General features: G+C 60.1%; 21 protein-coding genes and 2 tRNA genes. 8 read left to right on the plus strand and 15 right to left on the minus strand.

Features of this window, described 5'->3' with window-relative positions:
- From dmpG to EGJ68_RS06425, 3 genes are all read left to right on the plus strand, one after another.
- The gene (gene dmpG / locus EGJ68_RS06415) at positions 1-1,035 is read left to right on the plus strand and encodes a 4-hydroxy-2-oxovalerate aldolase (RefSeq protein ID WP_123033644.1); all 1,035 of its coding nucleotides are present in this window, start codon (positions 1-3) and stop codon (positions 1,033-1,035) included.
- 10 nt (positions 1,036-1,045) lie between these two features.
- Complete coding sequence (locus tag EGJ68_RS06420) at positions 1,046-1,603, plus strand: antibiotic biosynthesis monooxygenase (protein ID WP_123033645.1); 558 nt, start codon at positions 1,046-1,048, stop codon at positions 1,601-1,603.
- A gap of 372 nt (positions 1,604-1,975) precedes the next feature.
- On the plus strand, positions 1,976-3,550 hold the full coding sequence (locus EGJ68_RS06425; protein ID WP_123033646.1) for a thrombospondin type 3 repeat-containing protein: 1,575 nt from the start codon (positions 1,976-1,978) through the stop codon (positions 3,548-3,550).
- Between the two features lie 66 nt (positions 3,551-3,616).
- Here EGJ68_RS06425 and EGJ68_RS06430 read toward each other — a convergent pair whose 3' ends face one another.
- From EGJ68_RS06430 to EGJ68_RS18085, 3 genes are all read right to left on the minus strand, one after another.
- Positions 3,617-3,856, minus strand: coding sequence for a hypothetical protein (locus tag EGJ68_RS06430; RefSeq protein WP_123033647.1), 240 nt, complete (start codon positions 3,854-3,856; stop codon positions 3,617-3,619).
- 123 nt (positions 3,857-3,979) lie between these two features.
- Positions 3,980-5,095 carry a hypothetical protein gene (locus tag EGJ68_RS18225; protein WP_199227941.1) on the minus strand — a complete coding sequence of 372 codons (1,116 nt, stop codon included), beginning with the start codon at positions 5,093-5,095 and terminating at the stop codon, positions 3,980-3,982.
- A 215-nt stretch (positions 5,096-5,310) separates the two neighbouring features.
- Positions 5,311-5,538: a hypothetical protein gene (locus EGJ68_RS18085; RefSeq protein ID WP_158283542.1), complete on the minus strand. Its 228-nt coding sequence runs from the start codon at positions 5,536-5,538 to the stop codon at positions 5,311-5,313.
- A 1,132-nt stretch (positions 5,539-6,670) separates the two neighbouring features.
- Here EGJ68_RS18085 and EGJ68_RS06445 point away from each other — a divergent pair.
- Together EGJ68_RS06445 and EGJ68_RS06450 are read left to right on the plus strand one after the other, a co-directional pair.
- Positions 6,671-6,925: an AbrB/MazE/SpoVT family DNA-binding domain-containing protein gene (locus EGJ68_RS06445; protein ID WP_123033648.1), complete on the plus strand. Its 255-nt coding sequence runs from the start codon at positions 6,671-6,673 to the stop codon at positions 6,923-6,925.
- Positions 6,919-7,296: a type II toxin-antitoxin system PemK/MazF family toxin gene (locus EGJ68_RS06450; RefSeq protein ID WP_123033649.1), complete on the plus strand. Its 378-nt coding sequence runs from the start codon at positions 6,919-6,921 to the stop codon at positions 7,294-7,296. The genes EGJ68_RS06445 and EGJ68_RS06450 overlap by 7 nt, the downstream gene beginning before the upstream one ends.
- Here EGJ68_RS06450 and EGJ68_RS06455 read toward each other — a convergent pair.
- A complete protein-coding gene (locus EGJ68_RS06455; RefSeq protein WP_158283543.1) occupies positions 7,280-8,170 on the minus strand; it encodes a LysR family transcriptional regulator in 891 nt (296 codons plus the stop codon). The two genes, EGJ68_RS06450 and EGJ68_RS06455, sit on opposite strands and share 17 nt — an antisense overlap.
- Positions 8,171-8,445: 275 nt before the next feature.
- Here EGJ68_RS06455 and EGJ68_RS06460 point away from each other — a divergent pair, with 275 nt between their 5' ends.
- Genes EGJ68_RS06460 through EGJ68_RS06470 form a run of 3 tightly spaced genes read left to right on the plus strand, consistent with a single transcriptional unit; the run spans position 8,446 to position 13,950 of the window.
- Positions 8,446-9,510 carry an efflux RND transporter periplasmic adaptor subunit gene (locus tag EGJ68_RS06460; protein WP_123033651.1) on the plus strand — a complete coding sequence of 355 codons (1,065 nt, stop codon included), beginning with the start codon at positions 8,446-8,448 and terminating at the stop codon, positions 9,508-9,510.
- The gene (locus tag EGJ68_RS06465) at positions 9,510-12,590 is read left to right on the plus strand and encodes an efflux RND transporter permease subunit (protein ID WP_123033652.1); all 3,081 of its coding nucleotides are present in this window, start codon (positions 9,510-9,512) and stop codon (positions 12,588-12,590) included. Before EGJ68_RS06460 ends, EGJ68_RS06465 begins: the two co-directional genes overlap by 1 nt.
- 22 nt (positions 12,591-12,612) lie before the next feature.
- On the plus strand, positions 12,613-13,950 hold the full coding sequence (locus EGJ68_RS06470) for an MATE family efflux transporter (protein ID WP_123033653.1): 1,338 nt from the start codon (positions 12,613-12,615) through the stop codon (positions 13,948-13,950).
- 86 nt (positions 13,951-14,036) lie between these two features.
- Here EGJ68_RS06470 and EGJ68_RS06475 read toward each other — a convergent pair.
- From EGJ68_RS06475 to EGJ68_RS06525, 11 genes are all read right to left on the minus strand, one after another.
- A tRNA-Met gene (locus EGJ68_RS06475) sits at positions 14,037-14,113 on the minus strand.
- A 64-nt stretch (positions 14,114-14,177) separates the two neighbouring features.
- Positions 14,178-15,284: an agmatine deiminase gene (gene aguA, locus EGJ68_RS06480; protein WP_123033654.1), complete on the minus strand. Its 1,107-nt coding sequence runs from the start codon at positions 15,282-15,284 to the stop codon at positions 14,178-14,180.
- Positions 15,281-16,156: an N-carbamoylputrescine amidase gene (aguB, locus tag EGJ68_RS06485; RefSeq protein WP_123033655.1), complete on the minus strand. Its 876-nt coding sequence runs from the start codon at positions 16,154-16,156 to the stop codon at positions 15,281-15,283. Before aguB ends, aguA begins: the two co-directional genes overlap by 4 nt.
- Positions 16,157-16,167: 11 nt before the next feature.
- Positions 16,168-17,262, minus strand: coding sequence for a redox-regulated ATPase YchF (gene ychF, locus EGJ68_RS06490; RefSeq protein ID WP_027950659.1), 1,095 nt, complete (start codon positions 17,260-17,262; stop codon positions 16,168-16,170).
- Between the two features lie 61 nt (positions 17,263-17,323).
- Positions 17,324-17,896 (minus strand): aminoacyl-tRNA hydrolase, encoded by a 573-nt coding sequence (gene pth / locus EGJ68_RS06495; RefSeq protein ID WP_123033656.1) that lies wholly within the window; start codon positions 17,894-17,896, stop codon positions 17,324-17,326.
- A gap of 44 nt (positions 17,897-17,940) precedes the next feature.
- A complete protein-coding gene (locus EGJ68_RS06500; protein WP_123033657.1) occupies positions 17,941-18,588 on the minus strand; it encodes a 50S ribosomal protein L25/general stress protein Ctc in 648 nt (215 codons plus the stop codon).
- A 72-nt stretch (positions 18,589-18,660) separates the two neighbouring features.
- Positions 18,661-19,593 carry a ribose-phosphate pyrophosphokinase gene (locus tag EGJ68_RS06505; RefSeq protein ID WP_027950662.1) on the minus strand — a complete coding sequence of 311 codons (933 nt, stop codon included), beginning with the start codon at positions 19,591-19,593 and terminating at the stop codon, positions 18,661-18,663.
- Between the two features lie 38 nt (positions 19,594-19,631).
- A tRNA-Gln gene (locus EGJ68_RS06510) sits at positions 19,632-19,706 on the minus strand.
- Positions 19,707-19,723: 17 nt separating this feature from the next.
- The gene (ispE, locus tag EGJ68_RS06515; RefSeq protein WP_123033658.1) at positions 19,724-20,554 is read right to left on the minus strand and encodes a 4-(cytidine 5'-diphospho)-2-C-methyl-D-erythritol kinase; all 831 of its coding nucleotides are present in this window, start codon (positions 20,552-20,554) and stop codon (positions 19,724-19,726) included.
- Entirely contained in the window at positions 20,551-21,162 is a 612-nt protein-coding gene (gene lolB, locus EGJ68_RS06520; RefSeq protein WP_158283544.1) for a lipoprotein insertase outer membrane protein LolB, read from the minus strand. The genes ispE and lolB overlap by 4 nt, the downstream gene beginning before the upstream one ends.
- Positions 21,159-22,907 carry a tetratricopeptide repeat protein gene (locus EGJ68_RS06525; protein WP_158283545.1) on the minus strand — a complete coding sequence of 583 codons (1,749 nt, stop codon included), beginning with the start codon at positions 22,905-22,907 and terminating at the stop codon, positions 21,159-21,161. Before EGJ68_RS06525 ends, lolB begins: the two co-directional genes overlap by 4 nt.
- Positions 22,908-23,074 lie beyond the last annotated feature (167 nt).

Raw genomic sequence — 23,074 nt, forward strand, 5'->3', positions numbered from 1 at the left:
ATGGACCTGAAAGGCAAGAAGATCACTGTCCACGATATGTGTCTGCGTGATGGTATGCATCCCAAGCGCCATCAGATAACTGTCGAACAGATGGTCACGGTTGCGAAGGCGATGGATGAAGCGGGTGTACCTCTCATAGAGGTGACGCATGGGGACGGTCTCGGCGGGACATCGGTAAACTATGGTTTCCCTGCCGCCAGTGACGAGGAGTACCTGACAGCTGTTTGCAAGGAGATGAAAAACACGAAAGTATCTGCGCTACTGCTCCCCGGGATAGGGACCGTAGACCATCTTCAGATGGCTGTAGACTGCGGCATTTCCACTATACGCGTCGCGACGCATTGTACCGAGGCTGACGTTTCCGAACAGCATATCAGTGTGGCATCGGCGATGAAGGAGCTGGATACCGTCGGTTTCCTCATGATGGCTCACATGATCGAACCGGAGGAGTTGGTGGTGCAGCTGAAGCTCATGGAGAGTTACGGAGCCAATTGCGTCTATATCACTGATTCTGCCGGATACATGCTGCCGGAAGATGTCACCGCGCGAGTCGCGCTCGCGCGCAGGGAACTCAAACCGACGACAGAGCTGGGTTTTCACGGCCATCATAATCTCGCGATGGGGGTCGCGAACTCCATTGCGGCTGTAGCAGCGGGAGCCAACCGTATCGACGGTTCTATGGCGGGGCTGGGGGCCGGAGCAGGAAACACACCGTTGGAGGTCTTTATCGCGGTGTGTGACCGCATGGGAATAGAAACAGGTGTGGATACCTTCAAGGCGATGGATATCGCAGAGGACCTGATAACACCGATGATGGATGAGCAGGTGCGCATTGATCGCGATGCCCTGACGCTTGGCTATGCCGGTGTCTATTCGTCTTTCCTGCTTTTCGCCAAGCGCTCGGCCGCCAAGTACAATCTCTCCAGCCGCGATATTCTCATTGAACTGGGTCGTCGCCGTACTGTTGGCGGTCAGGAAGATATGATTGAAGACCTTGCTCTGGACATGGCCAGAGAACGGGGCACGATCCAGTGACGGTGAGCCCGTGAACGATGCCGCCGAGCAGGTGGGTCCCGTCACGATTTCCATCTCCAGGCGGATTCTGCCTGGCAGGGAAGCGGACTACGAGGCCTGGGTGCAGGGCATTACAGCCGAAGCGCTGAAGTTCCCGGGGCACATGGGGGTGAATGTCATTCGCCCTTGCGCGCCCTCGTTGGAATACGTGACCATCTTCCGTTTCGACAGCTACCAACATTCGCGTGATTGGGAAGAATCAACGGTGCGTGCTGACTGGCTTGCTCGGCTAAAGGGCATCACGGCGGGAGAAGATGCCGTGCAGAAAGGGACGGGGCTGGAGTTCTGGTTCAGTTTGCCAGAGCTGCCCGCGACGCACCCATCACCGCATAAAATGGCATTGGTGTTGCTGATCGTTGTTTTTCTACTGGTTCTGGCGATTAATTTCTTGCTCGGCCCTTTCATGACCGATTGGCCTCTGGTGGGTCGGGTGTTCGTCGCCGTTTTTCTGCAGGTGATCCTTATGACCTATATCGTCATGCCCAGAGTGACCCGGCTACTTAAGCGCTGGTTATACGGAACGGACTAGTCGGATGTTGACGCATTCTCACAGGAAACGCGGCTGTGCGCGTTTCCTGTGCCCGTGTGGGCCGGTCCGGCCGGGAGGTCGGGGTTTCGCGTTAAACATGTTACAAGCTATTCAATCGCTCCCATAAAGAGGGGGTGCTGAATCAGCATCTGTTCACTTCACGGGGAAGCTTACGCAAACACTACCGGCGCCCATACATAATCGGATAGAGGGTTTTTAAGGGTCATGAGCTTTCAATAACTTACAATCCGCTCCCCCTGGAATAGGTATATTCTAGGTGTTTATCTTTGATACATAATACCTGAGATAGGCAAGCGCAAACTCAAGGCGCAATTCTTGTGCTCGGGTGTTACCGCCAAGCAGGAAGAAGCTATGCTCAAACTTATTTCTCTGACCAGCGCCGCCATGGCCGCACTGCTAACAAGCGCTCAAAGTGCCGCAGCCACATGGGCGGACTATGATGAAGCTCCCTCTTTTGGCGATAGTGACAATCTAATTTATACGTCAGAAAGCCCCCTTACCGGCACGATGGGGTCCGTGACTCTTGAGTTTTCCGGAGAGGTTTATCAGACGTCCTGCATTGATGGCTACGTGGGCATCGATCTTTGCCCACTTTGGGCCAGAGATTTCGTCGCAACCAGGGGCGGCTACGACGAGGGCACGTATGTAACCGATCTAAGTGGAAATTTGGACCACATTGCGCTGACGGGAGCCAATGGCGTTGTTCGCTTTACGTACACGTTTAGTGAGCCTGTCGAGGATCTTGTGCTTGCTATTTGGTCGCTGGGTAGTCCGATACAGGAAGGCCGGTGGAAATTCTCCCAACCCTGGGTTCTGATTGATCAGACAGATGATTGCTCGACGGCGACAAGTCTGGACGCGACCGTGGCTACTGATCAGAAGGCTGCGGCCAATTGTTTCGCCCGTGTGGCATCAACCAACTCGTTATCGGGCAGCGAGGGCGATGGCCTCATTCTATTCCCTGGGAGTAATGCTGAAATTTCCTGGGAAGTAACAAGCGCCGAAATCTACGCAGCCTTCAATATCGGTATTGCGGAGGCGTCTTACTCCGAAAACAACAACATTGTTTACATCACTGCAGGCGACGGTTCCAGCGTTGAAGACGCGGCCATTCAACCAATTGACTACCTGGTAGAGGGCCTGTCTGAAGAAGACAGCGTATCAGTTGATCCGAGCTGTGCTGCTTATACCGACCTCGGCTTTGGCACAACGCTTAGTGCCACAACGCCCCCGGGTGACTACGTCACTCACTGTGCGGGGGCGGTTATTACCGATAACGCACCGGCCAATAACTACACTGTTCTCTATAATGATGGTCTTTATCATGTCCGAAAAGATAACTGCCCAAATATTGAAAACCCCGCACAAGGTGACGTAGATAACGATGGGCTTGGCGACCTTTGTGACAGCGATTTGGATGGCGATGGCATACCAAACGTTGATGACCAGTTTGGCGGCGATCCCAATTCACCTTTTATACAACTGGTCGGTGATAACCCGGGGAACTGCACTGTTGATATTCCAGCGACAAAGCTCAACTTAGTGGGGATTGATGCTGAGACGGCCCCTGCTGATCCCATCAACAACAAATTGACCTTTGCATTAGATTGCGATGTGGGAGCAACCGCCACGGTCCGTGCGTTCTTTGGTGAGGCCTTACCATCCAACCCCGCTGCTTATAAATTGGTTGAGGGTATATGGACACCAATCCCCGGAGCGGTATTCGACACCAGCAATCAGTCTGTTGTATATCAGATCACAGATGGTGGAAATTTAGACCTCAATGGTGCTATCGATGGACGGATTGAAGACCCGGTTACGGTAGTCTCACTCTCTGCCACCGCTGTCCCCCTGCCGCTTTGGCTAGGAACACTGCTTGGCTTTGGTCTCGGGTTTGCAGGATGGCGTCAACTTCGACGCGGCTAGTGACTCGCTAATACACTGTCCGACAGCCGCTCGGCCGGCGGGCAGTAGTGAAACCGCTTTCGCCTTTTACGACTCAAGGAGCGACGTGTTCGAAACCCAATCAATGGAAGTGCTCCAGGAGGCTTGGTCTTCGGCGGTGCAGGCCTCAATATCAACCAGCACCCTGCCAAGGGGGTAGGCCTGCATGAATAAGGCCGCGGTTTTTGGCGAAAGGTTCTTTTTAACAAAACCCCTGTCTTGAGCGTCAGCAAAGACCTCCGCGAGTGCGTTTGTCAGCCCTGTCTGAAGTTCTACCAGTCGCGCCATAAACTCCGGTCGTGTAGAACCCGCGCCAGTGCGCAAGTTGCTGGAGCGACAGTAGACATGGCCTTTATTGGGCCAAAGGCAATAAAAAACCCGCCGAAGCGGGTTTGACGTCAGAAGCTCTGATTAGACTTTCTTGCGTCTTGAGTAGCCAAGAGCAGCAAGTCCAAGGCTGAACAGGGCTAGTGTGGCTGGTGCATTAACCGGGGTCGGAGGTGCCGGCTGCAGCGCCCTTGCGAACAACTCTTGAGTCGCAGTGCCCTCGTCATCTCCCTGCAACCGCAGATCCGTAGTGATGGTGTTCGCGGCGTCTAAAAAGCCCCCGTTAATTGCAAAGGCCTGTGCTCCGGTCCATAGAAAAAACCGGTCGCCGTTGTTCACCTGAAACTCAAGTGATAATGACCCCGCGATAGGAAATTCTTCACTCGAAATTGCGCGATCGAGGTCTGTCCACTCATACCTATAGCTTGTCCGCGCGATGGAAGCCTGCTGTATATTCCCGACCGCAGGTCCGCTATCATCAAAAACGAAATCGATGCTTACCCCGGCGTCGATATAAAAGGCCGAGTCACGAATACAAGGGCCGGGGCCGCCTACGCAGATCTCTTCGTTCGAACCGTAAAAATCAAAGTTAATACCGAAGTCTAAATCCGTTGTTTCGCCGGTCCACAGGAACTCCGTTGCTGCAAAGCCGTTGACCGAAAGCCTATCGTCGGGGTCAGCGTTTGCGAGAAGCTTGATTTCGGGTAAGCCTAGATTCGCGGGATCTAAAATCATACTTCCATACGCTTTACCGTCCAGGTCTCCAGAGATCGTGCTGGATGTCCCAGTGCTAGAGTCGATGCTAAGCGTGCCGATATCCTCAGGATTGTAAGCCACCCCTGGAGGGAAACCATTACTCGACCCTTGGTCGGTAAGGGTCCCATCTGGATTATAGAAGCGAGCTTGCCTATTACGATTAAAAAGGCATAGAGAGTCATATGTGAGATCTGCTACTTCTACAGGCCGTCCCTCAATAATGGTTTCTAAGTGAGCGACCGCAGGGCCCCAGTCGGCCAAATATGTTGGCGACGATGCGCCGGGGCAGGTGCCCGCAAAGTTATCGAAACCGGTGTACTGGGTAATAACACCGGCGGTAGCCGGAGCTCCGACAAAGCATGCAGCGCTAAAGAGTAAAGTCTTAACTCTCATAACATGTGTCCCTGTATTTTTCAGATTTTGGTACTCTTTTGACTCATGCAAGAAAAATACCAACCTGCGTTAAGCGGAAGAAATATAAGCGTTTTTAGGGGGGAAGAGCATCATAGAATGTCAGCGTGTTAAAAAACCTGACACTCGTCTTTGTTTGTGCTTTTTATGCCTCAGCAACCCGCTTCATCCAGGGCTGAGCCATTTCCAGTTGCCTCGCAGCCCAGTGTTGGTGTCAGCAACATATCGTACTGCTGGTGAAAATGGTGCTAGGTCCGGGCAAAATCGTTCCAGCGGCACTTCGCCTGTACCAACTCTCCGGTGGAGCTGGTTTTGCCGAGGAAGCCCAGCACTTTCGTTGTTGGTTCCACATCCAGCATGTTTATACGACAGCCGAACGTGCTCGCCATGGACTGCAAGTCGGCCGCCCTGGACTCGTCACTCACAGGGCGGTCAACAAACGAGGTGCTGGTATAGCCGATATGCAGTTTGTGCAACGGTCGATTGAGGCGGCTCTGATAATTAAGCAGCTTTTACATTGGACAACGGAGGAGCCATCGGGCCCGCAAATCACGTCCAGCATTGCAGCACTGTCACGCACGCTGCGCGTAATCACGTGTTCGGTAGCGGCACCCTCCCAGAATGACTGAGCGTCCGGGCCGGTGGGGATACGGCCGCGGGGTTAGCTGAAATCGCGCTTGCATTGTCCGGATTGCCAATCGTTTGTGGCCGTTCCCAGAACGCAGGACACAGGAATTTATACCAATCTTTTATTCAGTGGCGTCACTGATGTAAAGATATAAAAAAGCGGGTTCTGCTACCGCGCGCCCTTGCCCGCGAAAAAGGGGCAACCGCCTGGCGGGGCTCGGGTGGGTGGCACCAGCAGCGGGAGGGTGGGGATGTTTTATTCGTTCTCGCGAAGATGTGCAAGGATGCTGCCTCGATTCATACGCCTGCGCTATGCCCCGGACTACCTGGGCATGGACAAGATCCGGTTCAACCGCGAGGTTCGGGTCTATCTGACTGAGATCCCCATCGGCAGGCAGGGCATTGCGTTTGATCGGCTTGAAATGGAATCCTGGCGAAGCAGAATAAGAGCCGCTGTGGGCGTTCGTCTAAGCATAGAGGAGCACTCTTATGTCAAAGCGAATCCCGGGCCTCTACAAGAGAGGCACCCAGGGCATCTGGCACATTGATAAATGCGTCAGGGGATATGGCTGACTTCATGAGAGTACTGGCGCAAGCGGGCTTGAGTAAGCGGTGTGTTTGCGGTGGGATTGGGAAGTATCCATTCCAGAGCTGCAAACCTCCCGCAATCGGGAGGAGGGAGAATCTCAGAGCGATTTGAGATTTTGTAAGTTTTTGATTTAAAGAGGAAAAATATGGTAGCTACGGGTGGACTTGAACCACCGACCCCAGCATTATGAATTTGGCTGGATATTCTTAACTGATTGAATATATTGACTTTAATCCGATCACTCACAGCGTATTTCCCACCACAGAGCACCACAGATCACAGCAAGTCCCGCAAATCTCCCGCAGGGTCCGCCTTGGCTCCCTCCGCGCCGGCATTTGCCGGTACGGCAAATAGTGTTTATACTTCGTTTAAACATCATCCCGGAGATTGCCGTGACCGAAACGGTTCTTGATATCAAGCATTGGGGTAACAACCTTGGTGTGCGCCTGCCTGCGGCTGTGGCTCGTGCTGCGCACCTGCATGCCGACCAGCGGGTGCGTATTACGGTAGAAGGGGAACGGATCATCATCACGCCGCTGCATGACGAACCCCTGAGCCTGGAGCAGCGCCTGGCTCGCTTTGACCCCGAGCGCCACGGCGGGGAGGCCATGTCTGTCGATGAGCACCTGGGGGCAGAGCGGTGGTAAAACGAACCAGGGACTGGGTGCCCGGGCGCCAGGAAATCATATGGATAGACTGCAACCCTCAGCGCGGGAAAGAAATGCGCGATGTGCATCCTTTTCTGGTTCTGTCTCCCAAGGCTTTTAACGAACGCACCTCCCTGGTCATTGGCCTGCCGATGACCACGGCCAGCTATAACTCTGACAACCCCTTCGCGGTAGCCGTCGGCACTGCTGGCGGGCGCAAGGCCGGACAAACCAGTTACGTACTTTGCCATCAGCCGAAGTCCTTCGACTGGCGCCTGCGCGGCGGCGCGCCCCATCCCATGAAAAGCGTAACCGATGCCCGCTTTGCCGAGGTGCTGGCCTTGCTCAATCAGGTTATGCAGTTGGCCTGACTCGGGCGTAGCGCTGGCTCCCCTCAAGAAGGAGGTCCACTACGAGCTTTACGAGCGGGGTGTCCACTGATTCCGGTCGCACCAAACAAGCGCTCTCCCAGGTGAGCTGACTCTGAGTCTTTACCACACGCAATGTTCCATTGGCCAGCTCTTCGCGGAACACGTAGAGGGGCGCGCGGCAGAGACAGTCACTGTTCAAGGTCAGGTGCTTTAGCAGTGAGTAATTATCGCAGACGATTTGCTTGGCTGACTCTGGATATGCAAGCGGTCCACTCGTCACGGCCCCCTCAGGTACGGGTGAAGCAGTGGGGAAAGACCTTATATCCGCTTGCTGCGCATCCAGAAAGAGAGGATGGCCGGTACGTGCCACTGTCGTAAAGCTGTCTTTGATCAATGGGAATCCCGCCAAGTCGGGATGCTCAGTTGCCCGAAAGGGACCGGCGATAATATCGAGATCAGCGCTGTGCAAGCGCGCGAGTAACTTCTCCGCGTGATCCGTGAAAATCGAAATACGGACGTTTCCCGTCACCTCGACAAATCGTAATGCAAGTTCAGGCAACAATACCTGCTCGATGATAGGCCCCACCCCCAGCCGTATCTCCCCCGTCGCCAGCTCACTCAATTGCTGAACGTGGCGCTCGATACGCATGATTTGCGCCTGTATCGAATCGGAGCTGGCAACGATGTAGCGTGCGATCTCTGTGGGGACGACGCCGGTGGGCGATCGATAGAACAGCCTGGTTTTAAGCTGTGATTCCACACGCGCGAGCTTTTTACTCAAGGTGGGTTGCGATATGTGAAGCAATTCCGCCGCACGAGTCAGGCTGCCTTGTTCAGTAATGGTGCGGATCAGCTTAATGTCAGTGGTTTCCATAATGCTCAGTCTCGTGCATTCCATAATTTTACTACTTGGTGCTTATTTATTCATTTCCTTTTCTACCTGATCGTCTTTATGTTGACCTGCAAGGCAGCGAACTGCGGACATCACTGGATTTGCAAACTGTAACGCTGCTGGACCGCCACGGGTGAATTTCTTGCTGACTCAGGTGCATGACCCCTTGGCGAGATACCCTTTGATGTGCAGTTGAAAAGGAGGCGCTCTTGCGCGAAGGCGGTTTACGCGACAGATCCCAATACTTCGGTGCCCCCATGCTACTGGCCCTCGCGCTTGTCTCATTACCGACAGTAGCTGAGAACGCCGATCTAGGCGGCCTGCTGCGCGTGCGCGCAGCCGAAGTGACGGAATCGAGTCTCGGTGAGAGACGTACCACCATCGGTGTGGTCCGCGCCTGGCGCACGGCGACGGTTGCCGCTGAAGCCCCGGGACGCGTCGTCGAACGGCTAGTGGAGCCCGGGCACGTCACCGGTGAGAGCGAGCTGCTTCTGCGCACGGATTCCCGGCGTGTCGATGCGGTTCTGCGCCGGGCTCGGGCGACGCTGACTGCAGGCCGCGTGGACGTGGCCAACAGTGAACGGGATCTCGAGCGTGTCGAGCGTCTGTTGCGCGATGACGCTATCAGCCAGGATACGGTTGACGATCGCCGGTTCGCTCTCGACCGAGCCAACGCCCTGCTCGAGGTGGCGGCGGCCGACCTCGATGACGCTGAACAGCAGGTGATCGACACGGCCATCCGGGCACCTTTTGTCGCCAAGGTGGAGGCGGTTCACGTTCACGTCGGCGACTACCTTACTGTGGGCGCGCCCGTCGCCATGCTCTCGGACTTCTCCCGGGCCCGTGTGATTAGCGGTGTCGGCAGTGCCGATGTCGGCAGCATCGTCCCTGGCGAGGCCGCGGAGATCTCCTTGGCAGATCTGGGCGGTCTGCGACTGCCCGCGACGGTGACTAGCGTCGGCAGCATGAGGGACCCGCGCGGCGGTACCTTCCCCGTGGAACTGGTCGTTGACGGGCCCGGCGTCGAGCGCCTGCGTGACGGCCTCATGGTAACGGTGATTTGGGGCCCCGGTGACAACGGCGCTCAGCCGACCATCCCCACCGGCGCGGTGTTGCGCCGGGAGGGTCGCGTGGTCACGTATGTCGTCGCTGACGGCATCGCTTACGAGCGCCCGATCACCACCGGCCGCAGCGATGGTACGCGTATCGTTGTCCACAAGGGCCTTGCGCCGGGCGAACGGGTGGTCATCGAGGGCCACTTCGCCCTGCGCGACGGCGCCCGCGTGGAACTCGCTCCTGGCAATGGCGTCGGAGGCCCGTGATGATCCGGTTCTTCGTCGAGCGTCACCTTGTCGTCAATGTCCTCGCCGTCACGGTGGTCGTGCTCGCCTTTTATCTTTCGCCGTCCGTCTCCCGCGAATACCTGCCGAGCGTCGAGATGCCGCGAGTGATCATCACGGCGCGTCTGCCGGGTGCCTCTGCCCGGGACGTCGAAACAAAGCTCACGATTCCCATCGAGGAGGCCATCGAGGACGTCGACGGCATTGATGAGTATCACACGATCATCTCCGACAGTGCTTCGGTAACCACCGTTGAACTGTATATGGACAGTAGTGAGGCTCAGGTACTGTCGGCCATGCAGGACCTCCGCGACGCCGTCGATGGTATCTCCGATTTCCCGTCTGAGATGGAGGAGGCGCCAACGCTCCAGCGTCTGAATCCGGGCAAGTCCGCAATTATCGAGATCGCCCTCGCTGGGCCGATACATGAACTGGTCCCGCTGGCCGAGGAGCTGGAACGCCGTATCGAGCGACTGCCCGGCATCTCCCGCGTGACCATCGTCGGCTTGCAGGACCCGGAGGTGCGCGTCCTCGTAGACCCGGCGCTCGCCCAGGCGCACGGTGTCACGCTACTCGACGTAGTCGCCGCTATCCAGGCGCGCAACGTCTCTGCCACCGGCGCGGTCCTTGAGTCGACCGACAAGCGCAGCCAGGTCATTGTCTGGAGCCGCTTCGAGAATCCTGTCGAGGTCGGGGAGACCATCGTTGCTACGGGTCCCGCAGGCCTGGTTCGCGCCCGCGACATCGCCCGCATCGAGCCGGCGCGCGAGAACACGGGTCTGGCCGTGCACACTAACGCAGAGCCGGGGATTTCTCTGGTCGTGCGCAAGCGTGAAGGGGGCGATGCCCTTGAGGCGGTGGACGCCATCCGCGAAGTTGTCGACAACACAGAATTGCCCCCGGGCGTCAGCTACGAGTATGTAAACGACACCACATTTTTTACGCGCAACCGATTGGAGGTGATGATCACCAACGGCATGCTCGGCGCTGTGCTTGTCGCTGTGGTGCTGTTCGCCTTCATGCGCCGAGACGCCGCTATCTGGGTGCTGGGGGGCATTCCCATCGTTTTCTGCGGCGCCCTCATCTGGCTGCTGCCCCTGGGCATGACCTACAACCTGTTTACGCTCACGGGGCTGGTGATCGTTCTCGGGATGGTTGTGGACGACGCCGTGGTCGTATCGGAGAACATCGTCGCCCACCGCGAACGGGGGCTGGGGTCTGTCGAGGCGGCAGTTATCGGTGCCCGGGAGATGGTCAAGCCGGTGGTGGCGGCGGCCCTTACTACGGCTCTCGCCTTCGGTCCCATCGTCGCCATGGGCGGCATTCCAGGAAAGGTCATGTGGCAGATCCCTGCGATGGTTGTGCTCGTGCTGCTTTTCTCGCTCCTTGAGTCCTTCTTCATCCTGCCCGCGCACATGTCCTCAGTGCGTGCGGGGGCCGATCACGGCAAGCGCGCCTGGGTGCTGGCATTGGAGGCCCGCTACCGTTGCGCGCTGCGCCTGTGTCTACGCCAGCGGGGTCTCGTCATCGGCTTCGCGCTCGCCGTGTTCATGCTGGTCATGGGCGTGATCCGTCTCCATGTGGATTTCGTGCAGTTTCCGCAGGCGGACGCCCGACTGCTTTTCGTAAAGATCAGCGCTCCCGTGGGCACCCCCTTGGAGCGCACTGAGGCTCTGGCGACGGACCTCCAGCGGCAGATTCAGCGCATCGCCTCGGATGATCTGCGTGCCATCACCGCTCGCATTGGCCATCAGGACCCAAACGGCACAGAGAAGGTTCGTGGTGAGGCGGAGCACGAGGCGTTGCTAACCATTGTGTTCAAAGAATTTGACCGTCGCTACACGAACCAGGAGTGGATACAGGTCCTGCAGGACCAACTCGTCGTCGACCCGCGCGTGGCCCTCACGCTGCAATCAGAGTACGTAGGGCCACCCACGGATCAACCCGTGACACTGCACGTGCTCGCCGACGATGCCGCCAGCCGCAGGGCCGCCGCCAGCGAGATCGCCACCTGGGTCCGTGCGCAGTCGGGCACCACGCAGGTCCAGGTGGACGAGCGGCCAGGTACGCCCAAGCTTGACCTGAACCTGGATCACGACAAGCTCGCGATGCTCGGACTCGACGCGCAGAGCGTTGCCTTCGCCGTTCAGGCCGCCTTTCATGGTATAAACGCCTCGGAACATCGGGACGTAAACGACACTACGAAGCTACGGGTGCAGTTCGCCCCCTCCGCCCGCGGTGATCTCGACGGCCTGCTCGACACCCCCCTGCGCACCGCCAGTGGCGACCTCGTGCCACTGCGCGACGTCATCCGGCCCGTGGAGACGCCGGGCCTTGACCGCATCTACCATCGCGAGGGCGTCCGGGCGGCCACGGTGCGCGCCAGCTTCACGCCCGACGCACCGTGGACCGCCCTCAGCTTCGCCGAGAAAGTGAAGGCCGAGGTGATGCCGCAGTACGCCCACCGGTCCGACCTGGAGCTCATTGTCGGCGGCGAGGCGGCCGACACTCAGGAGACCACGGGCGCCCTCGGGTCTGTAGCGCTGCTCGTGATCATCGCCATCACAGTGGTGATCTGGATCTTGCTCGGATCGCTGCTTGAGGCGCTGTCCGTGGTGATTGTGATCCCTTTCGCCCTCGCGGGGGTGATTACCGCATTTTTCTTTCATGGTTTGCAGTTGTCCATGCCGGCGGTGATCGGGACCATCGGCCTCGCCGGCGTGGTCGTGAACGCGTCTATCGTTATGATCGACTGCGTGCACCGGAACCTGAAGGAGAACCGGGGACGGCGTCCCACTCTGGAGGTTGTCGAGGACGCGGTGGTCTCCCGCCTGCGTCCCATCCTGGTGACCACGCTCACTACTCTCGGCGGTGTGCTGCCCACAGCCTACGGCATTGGCGGCTACGACGAGATCGTAAGCCCCATGTCCGTAGCCATCGGCTGGGGTCTGCTGTTCTCAACGCTCGTCACGCTGTTTGTGATCCCTGCGCTTTACTCCGTCGCCAACGACGCAACGGCGCAGCTTGGCCACCTCGCGGGCCGACTGCGTCTGAACCCTTAGTCGAAAAGGTACCAACACTCCCATGGACGACCTTACCCGTCGGCTCCTTGAGGCGCCCCCGACCGCCCTGCTCATGACAATGGCGACCCCCAATGCCGTCGCCTTCCTGATCCAGTCCGCCGTGAGCATGGGCGAGGTCTGGTTTGTTGGTCGCCTCGGTACCGAGGCGCTGGCGGGCATCGCCCTTGTATTCCCACTGCTTATGCTGATGCAGATGATGTCCGGGGGCGCGTTTGGCGGGGCGGTCGCCGCGGCGGTGGCCAGAGCCCTCGGTGCCGGCGACCGGGAGCGCGCCGATCGCCTGCTCTGGCACGTGTTAGTGCTGGCCCTGGGTGGCGCTCTCGTATTCGCTCTCGCCTTCTGGATGTTCGGGCGGGCGTTTCTGTCGTTCCTCGGCGGCGAGGGCGAGGTGTTGCGCGCGGCGAGTAGATACGGCTGGGTGCTGTGCGGCGGTGGCCTGTCGATCTGGCTAATGGGCATGATCAGCGCGGTCTATCGTGGCACCGGCAATATGCGCTTCCCAGCGCTGCTGCTGATAGCCAGTGCGGTGATCCAGGTACCCCTGTCGGGCGTGCTCGTGCTTGGGGCCTTCGGTGCGCCGCAGCTAGGCATCGTCGGGGCGGCGGTCTCGGCGGTCACCTCTGCGTCAATCCTCTGTGTGATCATGATCCTGCGTCTCACTGGTGCTTCCCAGTCGGTGCGACTACGTCGCGATGCGCTGCACTTTTCGCGGGATCTGTTCGCGGACGTCCTCCGCGTGGCTGCGCCGGCGGCCGTGTCGCCGCTGCTCACGGTGGCGACGATCGTCGCGCTGACGGCCATTATCGCGCGCTTCGGCACCGCCGCGCTGGCGGGTTACGGGATCGGTGCGCGCATCGAGTTGCTTCTCGTACCGCTCGTATTTGGCCTCGGTGCGGCGATGACGTCGCTCGTGGGTGTGGCGACTGGTGCCGGTTGCATGGAGCGTGCTGAACGTATCGGCTGGACCGGCGGCGCGATGGCGGCGGTGTTGGCGGGCGGCGTCGGACTGGCGCTGGCCCTGTTCCCCAATCCGTGGATCGAGGTATTCAGTGACGACGCGGCCACGGCTGCTGCAGCGACCTCGTACATCCGCATCCTCGGGCCGGTGTACGCGCTTCAGGGCCTGGGTTTGTCGCTCTACTTCGCCAGCCAGGGCGCCGGCGCCATGTTCTGGCCGTTGGTGGCGACGGCCGTTCGCGCCGCGGCTGCCGTCGGCGGCGCGCTGCTGCTCGGCACGCCGTTCGGTCTCGAGGGCGTCTACGCGGCGGCCGCGGTCGCCATGGCCCTCTATGGCGTGATCATCGCCGCCTCGGTGCGCCTTGGCGCTTGGCGGCGCTGAGGCGCTGCCGCGGATACGCTAGATCAGACCAGCGTCCCGGTTTATCGCCCGCATGCCACGGGTGTGCGTAGTGCACCAGAAAAAAGTGGTAGCTACGGGTGGACTTGAACCACCGACCCCAGCATTATGAATGCTGTGCTCTAACCAGCTGAGCTACGTAGCCACAATTACTGCGTGGGACTGCTGTCCCGAGAAGGCGCGCATTTTCCTAATTTTGCCGGGGCAAGTCAAGCGCCTGAGGGGCGTGGTTGTTGCTGCGTAATACAGTGAATATTGCCTCCCCCGAGCAGGATCTCCCCACCCGGCACCATCACCACCTCGCGCCCAGGAAAAAGCCTCTCCAGCGTTTTGCGCGCAACCGTGTCCATCGGGTCGTCGAAACCCGGCATCACGATGCCGCCATTGACGATGAGAAAGTTCACATACGAGGCCGCCAGCCGCTCGGGTCGGCCGTGTTCATCAGGCACCTGGCCGACAGCACCGCCTTCGCTTTCAAGAATGGCATACAGGGGTGCCGGAATGGGGATGGTGTGGACGCGCAGGGTTCTGCCTTTGGCATCGTGGCTGGCCTCAAGCACCTCCAGCGCGGCGCGGCAGCGGCTGTAGTTGGGGTCGCTGGCGTCATCAGTCCAGCACAGCAGTACCTCGCCGGGCGCTACGAAACAGCAGAAATTGTCGACGTGGCCGTCGGTTTCGTCGTTGAACATACCCTCGGGCAGCCAGATTATGGTGTCCACTGCCAGATAGTCGCGCAGGTAGGCCTCGATCTCGCCCCGGGACAGCCGCGGATTGCGGTTGCGGTGCAGCAGGCATTCGGCCGTGGTGATCAGTGTGCCTTCCCCATCCACGTGGATGGAGCCGCCTTCCAGTACGAAGCCGGGCGTTGCGTAACGAGCAACGCCCTCCAGTTGGGCCACTTTGCGCGCTACCTGGCTGTCGATGTCCCAAGTGGGGTAAAGGCCGCCGTCGTGGCCCCCCCAGGCATTGAAGTCCCAGTCTACTGCCGCCAGGCCGCCTTTGTTGTCAATGACAAAGGTGGGGCCGCAGTCTCGCATCCACACATCGTCGCTGGAAAGCTCAATGACAGTGACACCGGGGATGTCAGACAGCTGCTCTGAGGCGTTCAGGAACTGTGCCTGTGAGGTCCCTACCGTGATGGGTTCGAAGCGCGCAATGGCGGCGACAACGGCCTTGAAGGCGGCCTGGGCTGGCACGGCACCGGCGCGCCAGCTGTCGGGACGTTCGGGCCAGAGCATCCACGTCCGCGTATGCGGGGCCCATTCAGCCGGCATGTGATAGCCGTCGGCACGCGGCGTACTGCTTTCCGGGCTCACGCGTGCTCGCCGTCCAGGGTGTTGATGGGTGCGTACAGGGTAGGGCGGCGGTCACGGAATACGCCCCAGGCGGTGCGCATCTTTTCAATGGCGTCGAGGTCGAAGGCATGCACGAGCACGCTTTCGTGTCCGCTATCGGCGTGCTCGACGAGCTCGCCGGTGTGGTCGGCGATAAATGAACCGCCATAGAAAGTGATGTCGCTGTCTTCCTGTACTTCACGGCCGATGCGGTTACTGGCAATCAGCGGCATCAGGTTGGCGCCGGCGTGGCCCTGTTGCACCCGCGTCCAGTGCTCTCGCGAATGAATGTCGGGGTCGTGGGGTTCGCTGCCTATAGCGGTGGGGTAGAACAGCAGCTCGGCGCCGAGTAACGCCATGCTGCGGGCGCTTTCAGGAAACCACTGGTCCCAGCAGATGCCGACGCCGATGCGTGCGTAACGGGTGTTCCATACCTTGAAGCCGGTATCGCCGGGGTTGAAGTAGAACTTCTCGTGGTAGCCGGGGCCATCCGGGATGTGGCTCTTGCGGTAGTTGCCGAGCAGGCTGCCGTCGGCGTCGATAATGGCCACGGAGTTGAAGCGCGCGCGGCCCGCCAGCTCGAAATAGCTGATCGGCAGGACGACCTGCAGCTCGCGAGCCACAGCCTGAAAATGACGGATGGCGGGGTTCTCTGCCAGCGGTGTGGCCAGCAGCATGTGGTCTTCATCCGGCTTCTGGCAGAAGTAGGGCGTTTCAAACAGCTCCTGCAGCAGGATGACTTGTGCACCGGCCCGCTGCGCTTCGCGCACCAGACGTTCGGCGTTGGCGATATTGGCCTCGCGGTCCCAGCTGCAGGCCATCTGGGTGGCGGCGACGGTCACTGTGCGTGCCATGCGGGTGCCTCCTACACGTTGAAGCGGAAGTGGATGACGTCCCCATCCTGAACGATATAGTCCTTGCCCTCAAGGCGCCAGCGCCCGGCATCCTTGGCGCCCTGCTCACCCTTGTGGGCGATGAAGTCGTCGTAGCCGATAACTTCGGCGCGAATGAAACCTTTCTGGAAGTCTGTGTGGATCACGCCGGCAGCCTCTGGCGCCGTGGCGCCCACTCGCACGGTCCAGGCTCGCACTTCCTTGACGCCGGCGGTGAAGTAGGTCTGCAGGTTCAGCAGCTCGTAACCGGCGCGGATCACCCGGTCCAGCCCCGGCTCGTCCATACCCAGGTCCTGCAGGAATTCCTGGCGCTCGGCATCCTCCAGCTCGACGATTTCAGATTCCAGCTTGTTGCAGATCGCCACCACAATGGCGCCCTCGCTGGCGGCGATTTCCCGCACGGTGTCGAGGTAGGGGTTGTCGTCGAACCCCTCTTCATCGACGTTGGCAATGTACATGGTGGGTTTGATCGTGAGCAGATGCAGCGTTTTCACCAGTGCCTGTTCGCTGTCATCAAAAGCCAGCGAACGCACCGGCAGCGCTTCGTTCAGGTGCGGCAGCAGTTTATTCTCCAGCAGCGCTTTCAGGGCAATGGCCTCTTTGTCGCCACCCTTGGCGTTGCGCGTCACGCGCTGCAGTTGTTTCTCACAGCTTTCCAGGTCGGCCAGTGCCAGCTCGGTGTTGATCACGTCGATGTCCGCTCGCGGGTCGACACGGTTTGCGACGTGAATGACATTCTCGTCGTTGAAGCAGCGCACGACATGGGCAATGGCGTCGGTTTCACGGATATTGGCCAGGAACTGGTTGCCCAGGCCCTCACCTTTGGAGGCACCGGCAACGAGGCCGGCGATGTCCACAAACTCCATGGTGGTGGATATTTCGCGTTGGGGTTTGACGATCTCTGCGATGCGCTTCTGCCGGGGGTCGGGTACCGGTACTACGCCGGCATTGGGCTCGATGGTGCAGAAGGGGAAGTTCTCGGCATCGATGCCGGCCCGTGTCAGGGCGTTGAAGAGGGTCGATTTGCCCACGTTGGGCAGGCCGACAATGCCACATTTGAAACCCATGTCTGATTCCTGTTTTTGCTAAACGAATGTCGTGGGGCGAGTGTTATGTAACGCGAGCGGTTCAGGGCGCATTGAAACTGTGTAATTGGGTCATGGCCCGCGTGTCCTCCCCGGCCAGAAACTGTGGCAGGGCGTCGATTGCGGCCTCGATGCTGGCCTCAATGCGTGCTTGGTCAACCGCGCTGGCCCGGCCCAGGACATAGCCGGTTACCTGGGATGCGTGGCCGGGATGGCCAATGCCGATACGCAGGCGGGCAAAACTGTTGTTGTTGCCCAGCCGGGAAACGATATCGCGCAAACCGTTGTGGCCACCGTGGCCACCGCCGCGCTTGAAGCGCGCGGTACCCGCTGGAATATCGAGTTCATCGTGTGCCACCAGAATGGCTTCCGGCGCAATCTTGAAGAAATTCGCCATGGCCGCTACGGACTGCCCGCTGCGGTTCATGAAGGTGGTGGGAATGATGAGCCGAATATCCTGGCCGGCACACTGGATGCGTGCGGTCAGGCCGGAAAAACGGGATTCCGCTTGCAGTGTGGCGCCGTGCTGACGCGCGAGCGCCTCGACAAAGTCGGCACCGGCGTTGTGACGGGTTCCCCGGTAGTCGCTGCCCGGGTTGCCCAGTCCGGCAATCATGGAGATAGAGCTTGCCAACGCCAGTGCCTCGCCGTTGCGAGAAATCAGTCCTCGCTGCTGCTGTCCGAGCTGCTGTCTTCGGAAGTGTCCTCTTCAGCATCGCTGCCACCCTTGGGCGGAACAACAGAAGCGATCGCCAGGTCATGATCTTCACCCAGTGACAGGGCAACAGAGGTAACCCCGGCGGGCAACGCGATATCCGACAGGTGGATGATATCGCCGGTCTTCACCTCGGCCATATCAACTTCGATAAACTCGGGAATGTCGCTTGGCAGACACAGTACTTCGATGTCGGTAGCCTGATGCTGAATCATGCCGCCCTGAACCTTGACCCCATGGCAGGTTTTTTCGTTCAGGAAGTGAATCGGCACGTGCACCTTGATAGCCACTTTTTCATTGACGCGCATAAAGTCAGCGTGAGTGACGCTGTTGCGTGCCGGGTGACGTTGCAGGTCTTTGAGGATGGCCTTCTCTTTCTTGCCGTTGATGTTGATGACCAGCACGTGAGAGAAAAACGCCTCGTTTTCCAGCGACTTTTCCAGATCCTTGCGGATGATGGACAGGGGCTGGGGGTCCTTGTCACCGCCGTAAATGATAGCGGGGACCTGGTCGGCGAGACGACGCAGGCGGCGGCTCGCACCTTTCCCCATGTCCTCACGCACTTCTGCGTACAACTCAAATTGGTCAGACATTGTCTGCACTCCTTTGATGACTCACTGCTTCGCCTGCGACCGGCTACACAGTGGGTGGGTTAAGCGCTGTTCCTACTGAAACAGCGCGCTGATGGATTCCTCGTTGGATACCCGGCGAATCGACTCTGCCAGCAGGTCCGAAATGGTCAGCTGGCGGATTTTCGAGACGGCCCGGGCGTCCGCGCTCAGCGGAATCGTGTCGGTGACGACCAGCTCGTCGAGCTGGGAATTGCGTAAATTATCCAGTGCACGGCCAGACAGCACCGCATGGGTGCAGTAGGCAACCACCTTGCTCGCACCGCGTTCCTTGAGCGCATCGGCGGCCTTGCACAGAGTGCCGGCAGTATCGACCATGTCGTCGACCAGCAGGCAGATGCGGCCATCCACTTCACCGATCAGGTTCATGACCTGCGCCTCGTTGGCCTGCGGGCGGCGCTTGTCGATGATGGCGAGGTCGGCGTCATCAAGTTGCTTGGCGATAGCGCGCGCACGCACGACACCGCCAATGTCGGGTGATACGACAATGAGGTTCTCGTAGTTACAGTCGAGAATATCCGCATTCAGGATGGGGGAGCCGTAGACGTTGTCCACCGGGCAACCGAAAAAGCCCTGTATCTGTTCAGCGTGCAGGTCAACGGTGAGCACTCGATCGACACCCACGGACACCATCATGTCGGCTACGACCTTGGCGGTGATGGGCACGCGCGCGGAGCGCACACGGCGGTCCTGACGGGCATAGCCGAAGTAGGGCACCACGGCAGTGATGCGTGCAGCCGACGCACGGCGCAGCGCATCAATCATCACCAACAGTTCCATCAGGTTGTCGTTGGTGGGGGCGCAGGTAGGCTGGACCACAAACACATCTTTGCCGCGCACGTTCTCGTTCAATTCGACCGCAATTTCGCCGTCGCTGAACTTGCCCACGCTGGCTTTGCCCAGAGAAAGATAGAGTCGGTTGGCAATCTTCTGGGCCAGTTCCGGGTTTGCATTACCCGTAAAGACCATCAGCTTGGAGGACACGGCACTTCTCTCCTGGGGGGATATGGCTGGGGTGGTAGGATTCGAACCTACGAATGCCGGGATCAAAACCCGGTGCCTTGCCACTTGGCGACACCCCAATAATTCGTTGTAGACTTCAGGCCAATGCCCTCAGTGCTGGTGATTCGTTGGCTGCTCGTGCAACAAAGGCTGCCCAAGGTTCGGGTACCTGTTGCTGCACGGCGAGCGCCTGTTCCCGGGTGCCGAAGGCGGCAAATACACAGGAGCCAGTGCCGGTTAGCCGGGGCTCGGCAAATTGCCCAAGCCAGTCAAGCGCGTCACCTGTTTCAGGGTAGCGGGCCACAACCACTGGCTGGCAGTCGTTGCGATGTACCCCCTGAAAAAAGGCGGCCATTGTGATCGGCAGGCTGTCTCGTGTCAATTCCCGGTCGGAAAAAATTTCCGCCGTGGGCACGGCACAGCGCGGCTTGAGAACCAGGTACCAGATATCCGGCAGCTCTACCGGGGTCAGCAGCTCGCCGATGCCCTCCGCCCAGGCGCTGTGGCCGCCCACGAAGACCGGTACGTCGGCACCCAGGGTGGCCCCCAGCGACTGTAACGCGGCAGTACTCATGTCCAGGCCCCACAGCCGGTTCAGTGCCAGCAATGTGGAGGCCGCATTCGATGAGCCGCCGCCCAGGCCGCCGCCCATGGGGATCTGTTTATCGCAGGTGATGGTGGCGCCCAGCGTGCCGCGCTGCAGCAGTCGCGCCGCGCGCAGAATGAGGTTATCGGCCGGTGCAATGTCGCTGACCGGCATGTCCAGCCGCAGCGCGCCGCTGTCATCCGCGGCAAACGTCATCCTGTCGCCCCAGTCCAGCAGCTGGAAGACGGTTTGCAGCGTATGATAACCGTCTGCCCGGCGCCCCGTGACATGTAGAAACAGGTTCAGCTTGGCCGGCGAAATCAGTGTCAGTCGGCGATTCATGGCCTACCGGACGCCTGCCAGTGCTGAATGATGACTTTGGCGCGCGTTGCACCGCGCTCGAGTGTCAGCCGCGTCGGCAGGATATGAGCGCCGACTTGTTGGTAGCGCTCGTAGCGGATCTGCCAGCCCGATTGCAGCAGCAGCTGCAGCAGGTTGTCGGCGAGATCCAGGGTGACAGGGGCGGGTTCCGGCGCCGGTATGCCCTTGAGCCAGTAGGGCAGGGACGCTAGCGGGAGATCCCAGCCGGTTTCCCGCGCCATCACGTCCGGTGAGGAGAGGTCAAAGCGTTGCAGGGTTTCTCCCTGAGTGACTTCCAGGGTGCGGCCGTCGCTGCGCAGCTGGGTGGCCTGCAGACCCAGCGGGCCGCTGAGTTGTACGCTGGTGGCGCTCTGCTGCTGCTGCCAGCTGAGGTTGGCGGACTCGGCCTGTTGGCCGTTGCGCAGGGCGATCTTGCCTGTGGCAGACCAGTGCTCCAGGGCCAGCAACTGTTGCTTGCGCTGTAGCCAGGGATCCTCAGGGAGTGGCGCTGGCGCCGTGGCGCACCCGGTCAGCCACAGCCCCATGCACAACAGGGCCACGCCTCTGCAGTGTGGCAGCTGCCGCTTCACTCGCCGCTGAGCCGTGCGGGAGGCACCTGCAGGCGCTGCAGCGTCTGCAGCAGGGTGCGGTGTTCGGGGTCAAGCTGCAGGCCGCTGCGCCAGACGGCAAGCGCATCGTCTTCGCGCCCCAGACTCCAGAGCACTTCGCCCAGGTGCGCCGCAACCTCCGGGTCCTGCAAGCCGGCCCAGGCACGCTGCAGGTAGTGCAGTGCTTCCTCGGCCCGTTCTTGCCGAAACAGGACCCAGCCCATGCTATCGAGAATGGCTGGCTCCTCTGGCGCCAGCGCGAGCGCGCGTGAAATCAGCTGCTCGGCCTCTGCAAAGCGGTTGCTGTTGTTGCTCAGTGTGTATCCCAGGGCGTTCAGGGCCGTCGCGTTGTTGGGGTTGCCTTGCAGGATGTAACGGAGGTCGGCCTCCATGCCTTCCAGATCACCCAGCTGCTCGCGCAGCATGGCGCGGCTGTAGCGCAGGGAGCTGGCATCCGGCAGCGCGGCCAGGGCCTGATCCAGCAGTGCCACGCTCGCGTCGAGCAGGTCCGCCCGGGTGAGCAGTTCCGACTCCAGGGCAAACAGCTGTTCAGCAACGGCGGGGTAGGCATCGCGCTGCTGATCGAAGAATGCCGCGCTTTCACTGACGTTGCCCTGCTCAATCAGCAGGCGCCCGACGCGCCCGCGGGCGTTGAAAAACTCACGGCTGCCCGGGTCCTCTACCTTGCGGTAGGCGGCTATCGCCTCGTCCGGCCGATCCTCCTGCTCCAACACGCGACCCAGGTAGTAATTAGCCTCATCAACCCGCTGCTCCAGTGCCAGTACCTGGCGCAAATAGGCTTTGGCCGCGAGGGTGTCGCCGGCGTCCTGGTTGAGTAGCGCGAGAGAGAGCAGCAAATCACCGTCACGCGGTGAGCGCGCGGAGAGAATCTCAAACTGGCGGCGTGCGGCATCGATGTCCGAGCGGGTCAGCAGCCGTGCGTACTGCAGGCGCAGAACATTGTTGTCGGGTTGTTCGGCCAGTGCGGCCTCGATGCGCCGGAAGGGCTGCGCTTCTTCTGCCTCCACGCGTAGTTTGGCATCCAGCATGAGCCCCTGGGTTTGCCCGGGCTCCTGTGCCAGCAAGCGCTCCACGGTGGCACGCGTGGCGGGTGCGTCTCCCAGTTCATCGAGAATCAGGGCGTGGGTAAGCAGCAGCCCGCTGTCCTCGGGGCGCTCATTGAGCAGGGCGGCGACGGCGTCGGCGAGTGCCGCTTTCTCACCGGTTGGCAGGTCGCGGAAGCCGCTCAAGAGCATCGGGAAATTGGCTTGCAGGTCGTTGCGGGCAACCACGGCGAGGTGTGGCACCGCCTGTGCGGGCTGACCCTTGCGGATCAACAGGGTTGCCAGGGTGTTGTTGGCCTCGGCGCTGTCTGGTTCCAGCTCAACCCACAGGCCCACCGCCTCGTAGGCCTCGGGCTCGCGCTTCATGAACTGGGCGAGGTGCGTTGTGTGTGCGCTCACCGCCGGTTCGCGCAGCTTCGGCGCCTGCTGCAGATAGGTGGAAAGTGCCGTGTCGTAGTCGTTGCGGCGCAGGGCAAACTCAGCCAGCAGCAGGGGGTAGATGCTGTCGGCTGGGAAGGCGCGCTCTGGCGGTTCGGGTGCTTCTGTCGCTGTGGTGTCGGCCGCTGCTGGCGCCGTGGCGTCAGTATCGGTTGCGGGGGGCAGGTTGGATGCACAACCCCCCAGCGCCAGCAGGAGCGCACTTGTCAGCAAGAGTCTGAACATGGTCGGGGCAGCGATAGGGTTCCAGCTTGGGAGTACAATATTGACACACTCGGCGGGTGAATCCCAAGTGCCGCGCGGGTCTTTGCCGTGGCGGGGGCGTAACATGCCTGTCATTCGGCGTATAACTTGGTAGAATTGGAGCCCCTCAATACTGGATGTGGTCCGGT

Origin of the sequence: Haliea alexandrii, from assembly GCF_003719295.1 — a bacterium.
GTDB classification, from domain to species: Bacteria; Pseudomonadota; Gammaproteobacteria; order Pseudomonadales; family Halieaceae; genus Haliea; species Haliea alexandrii.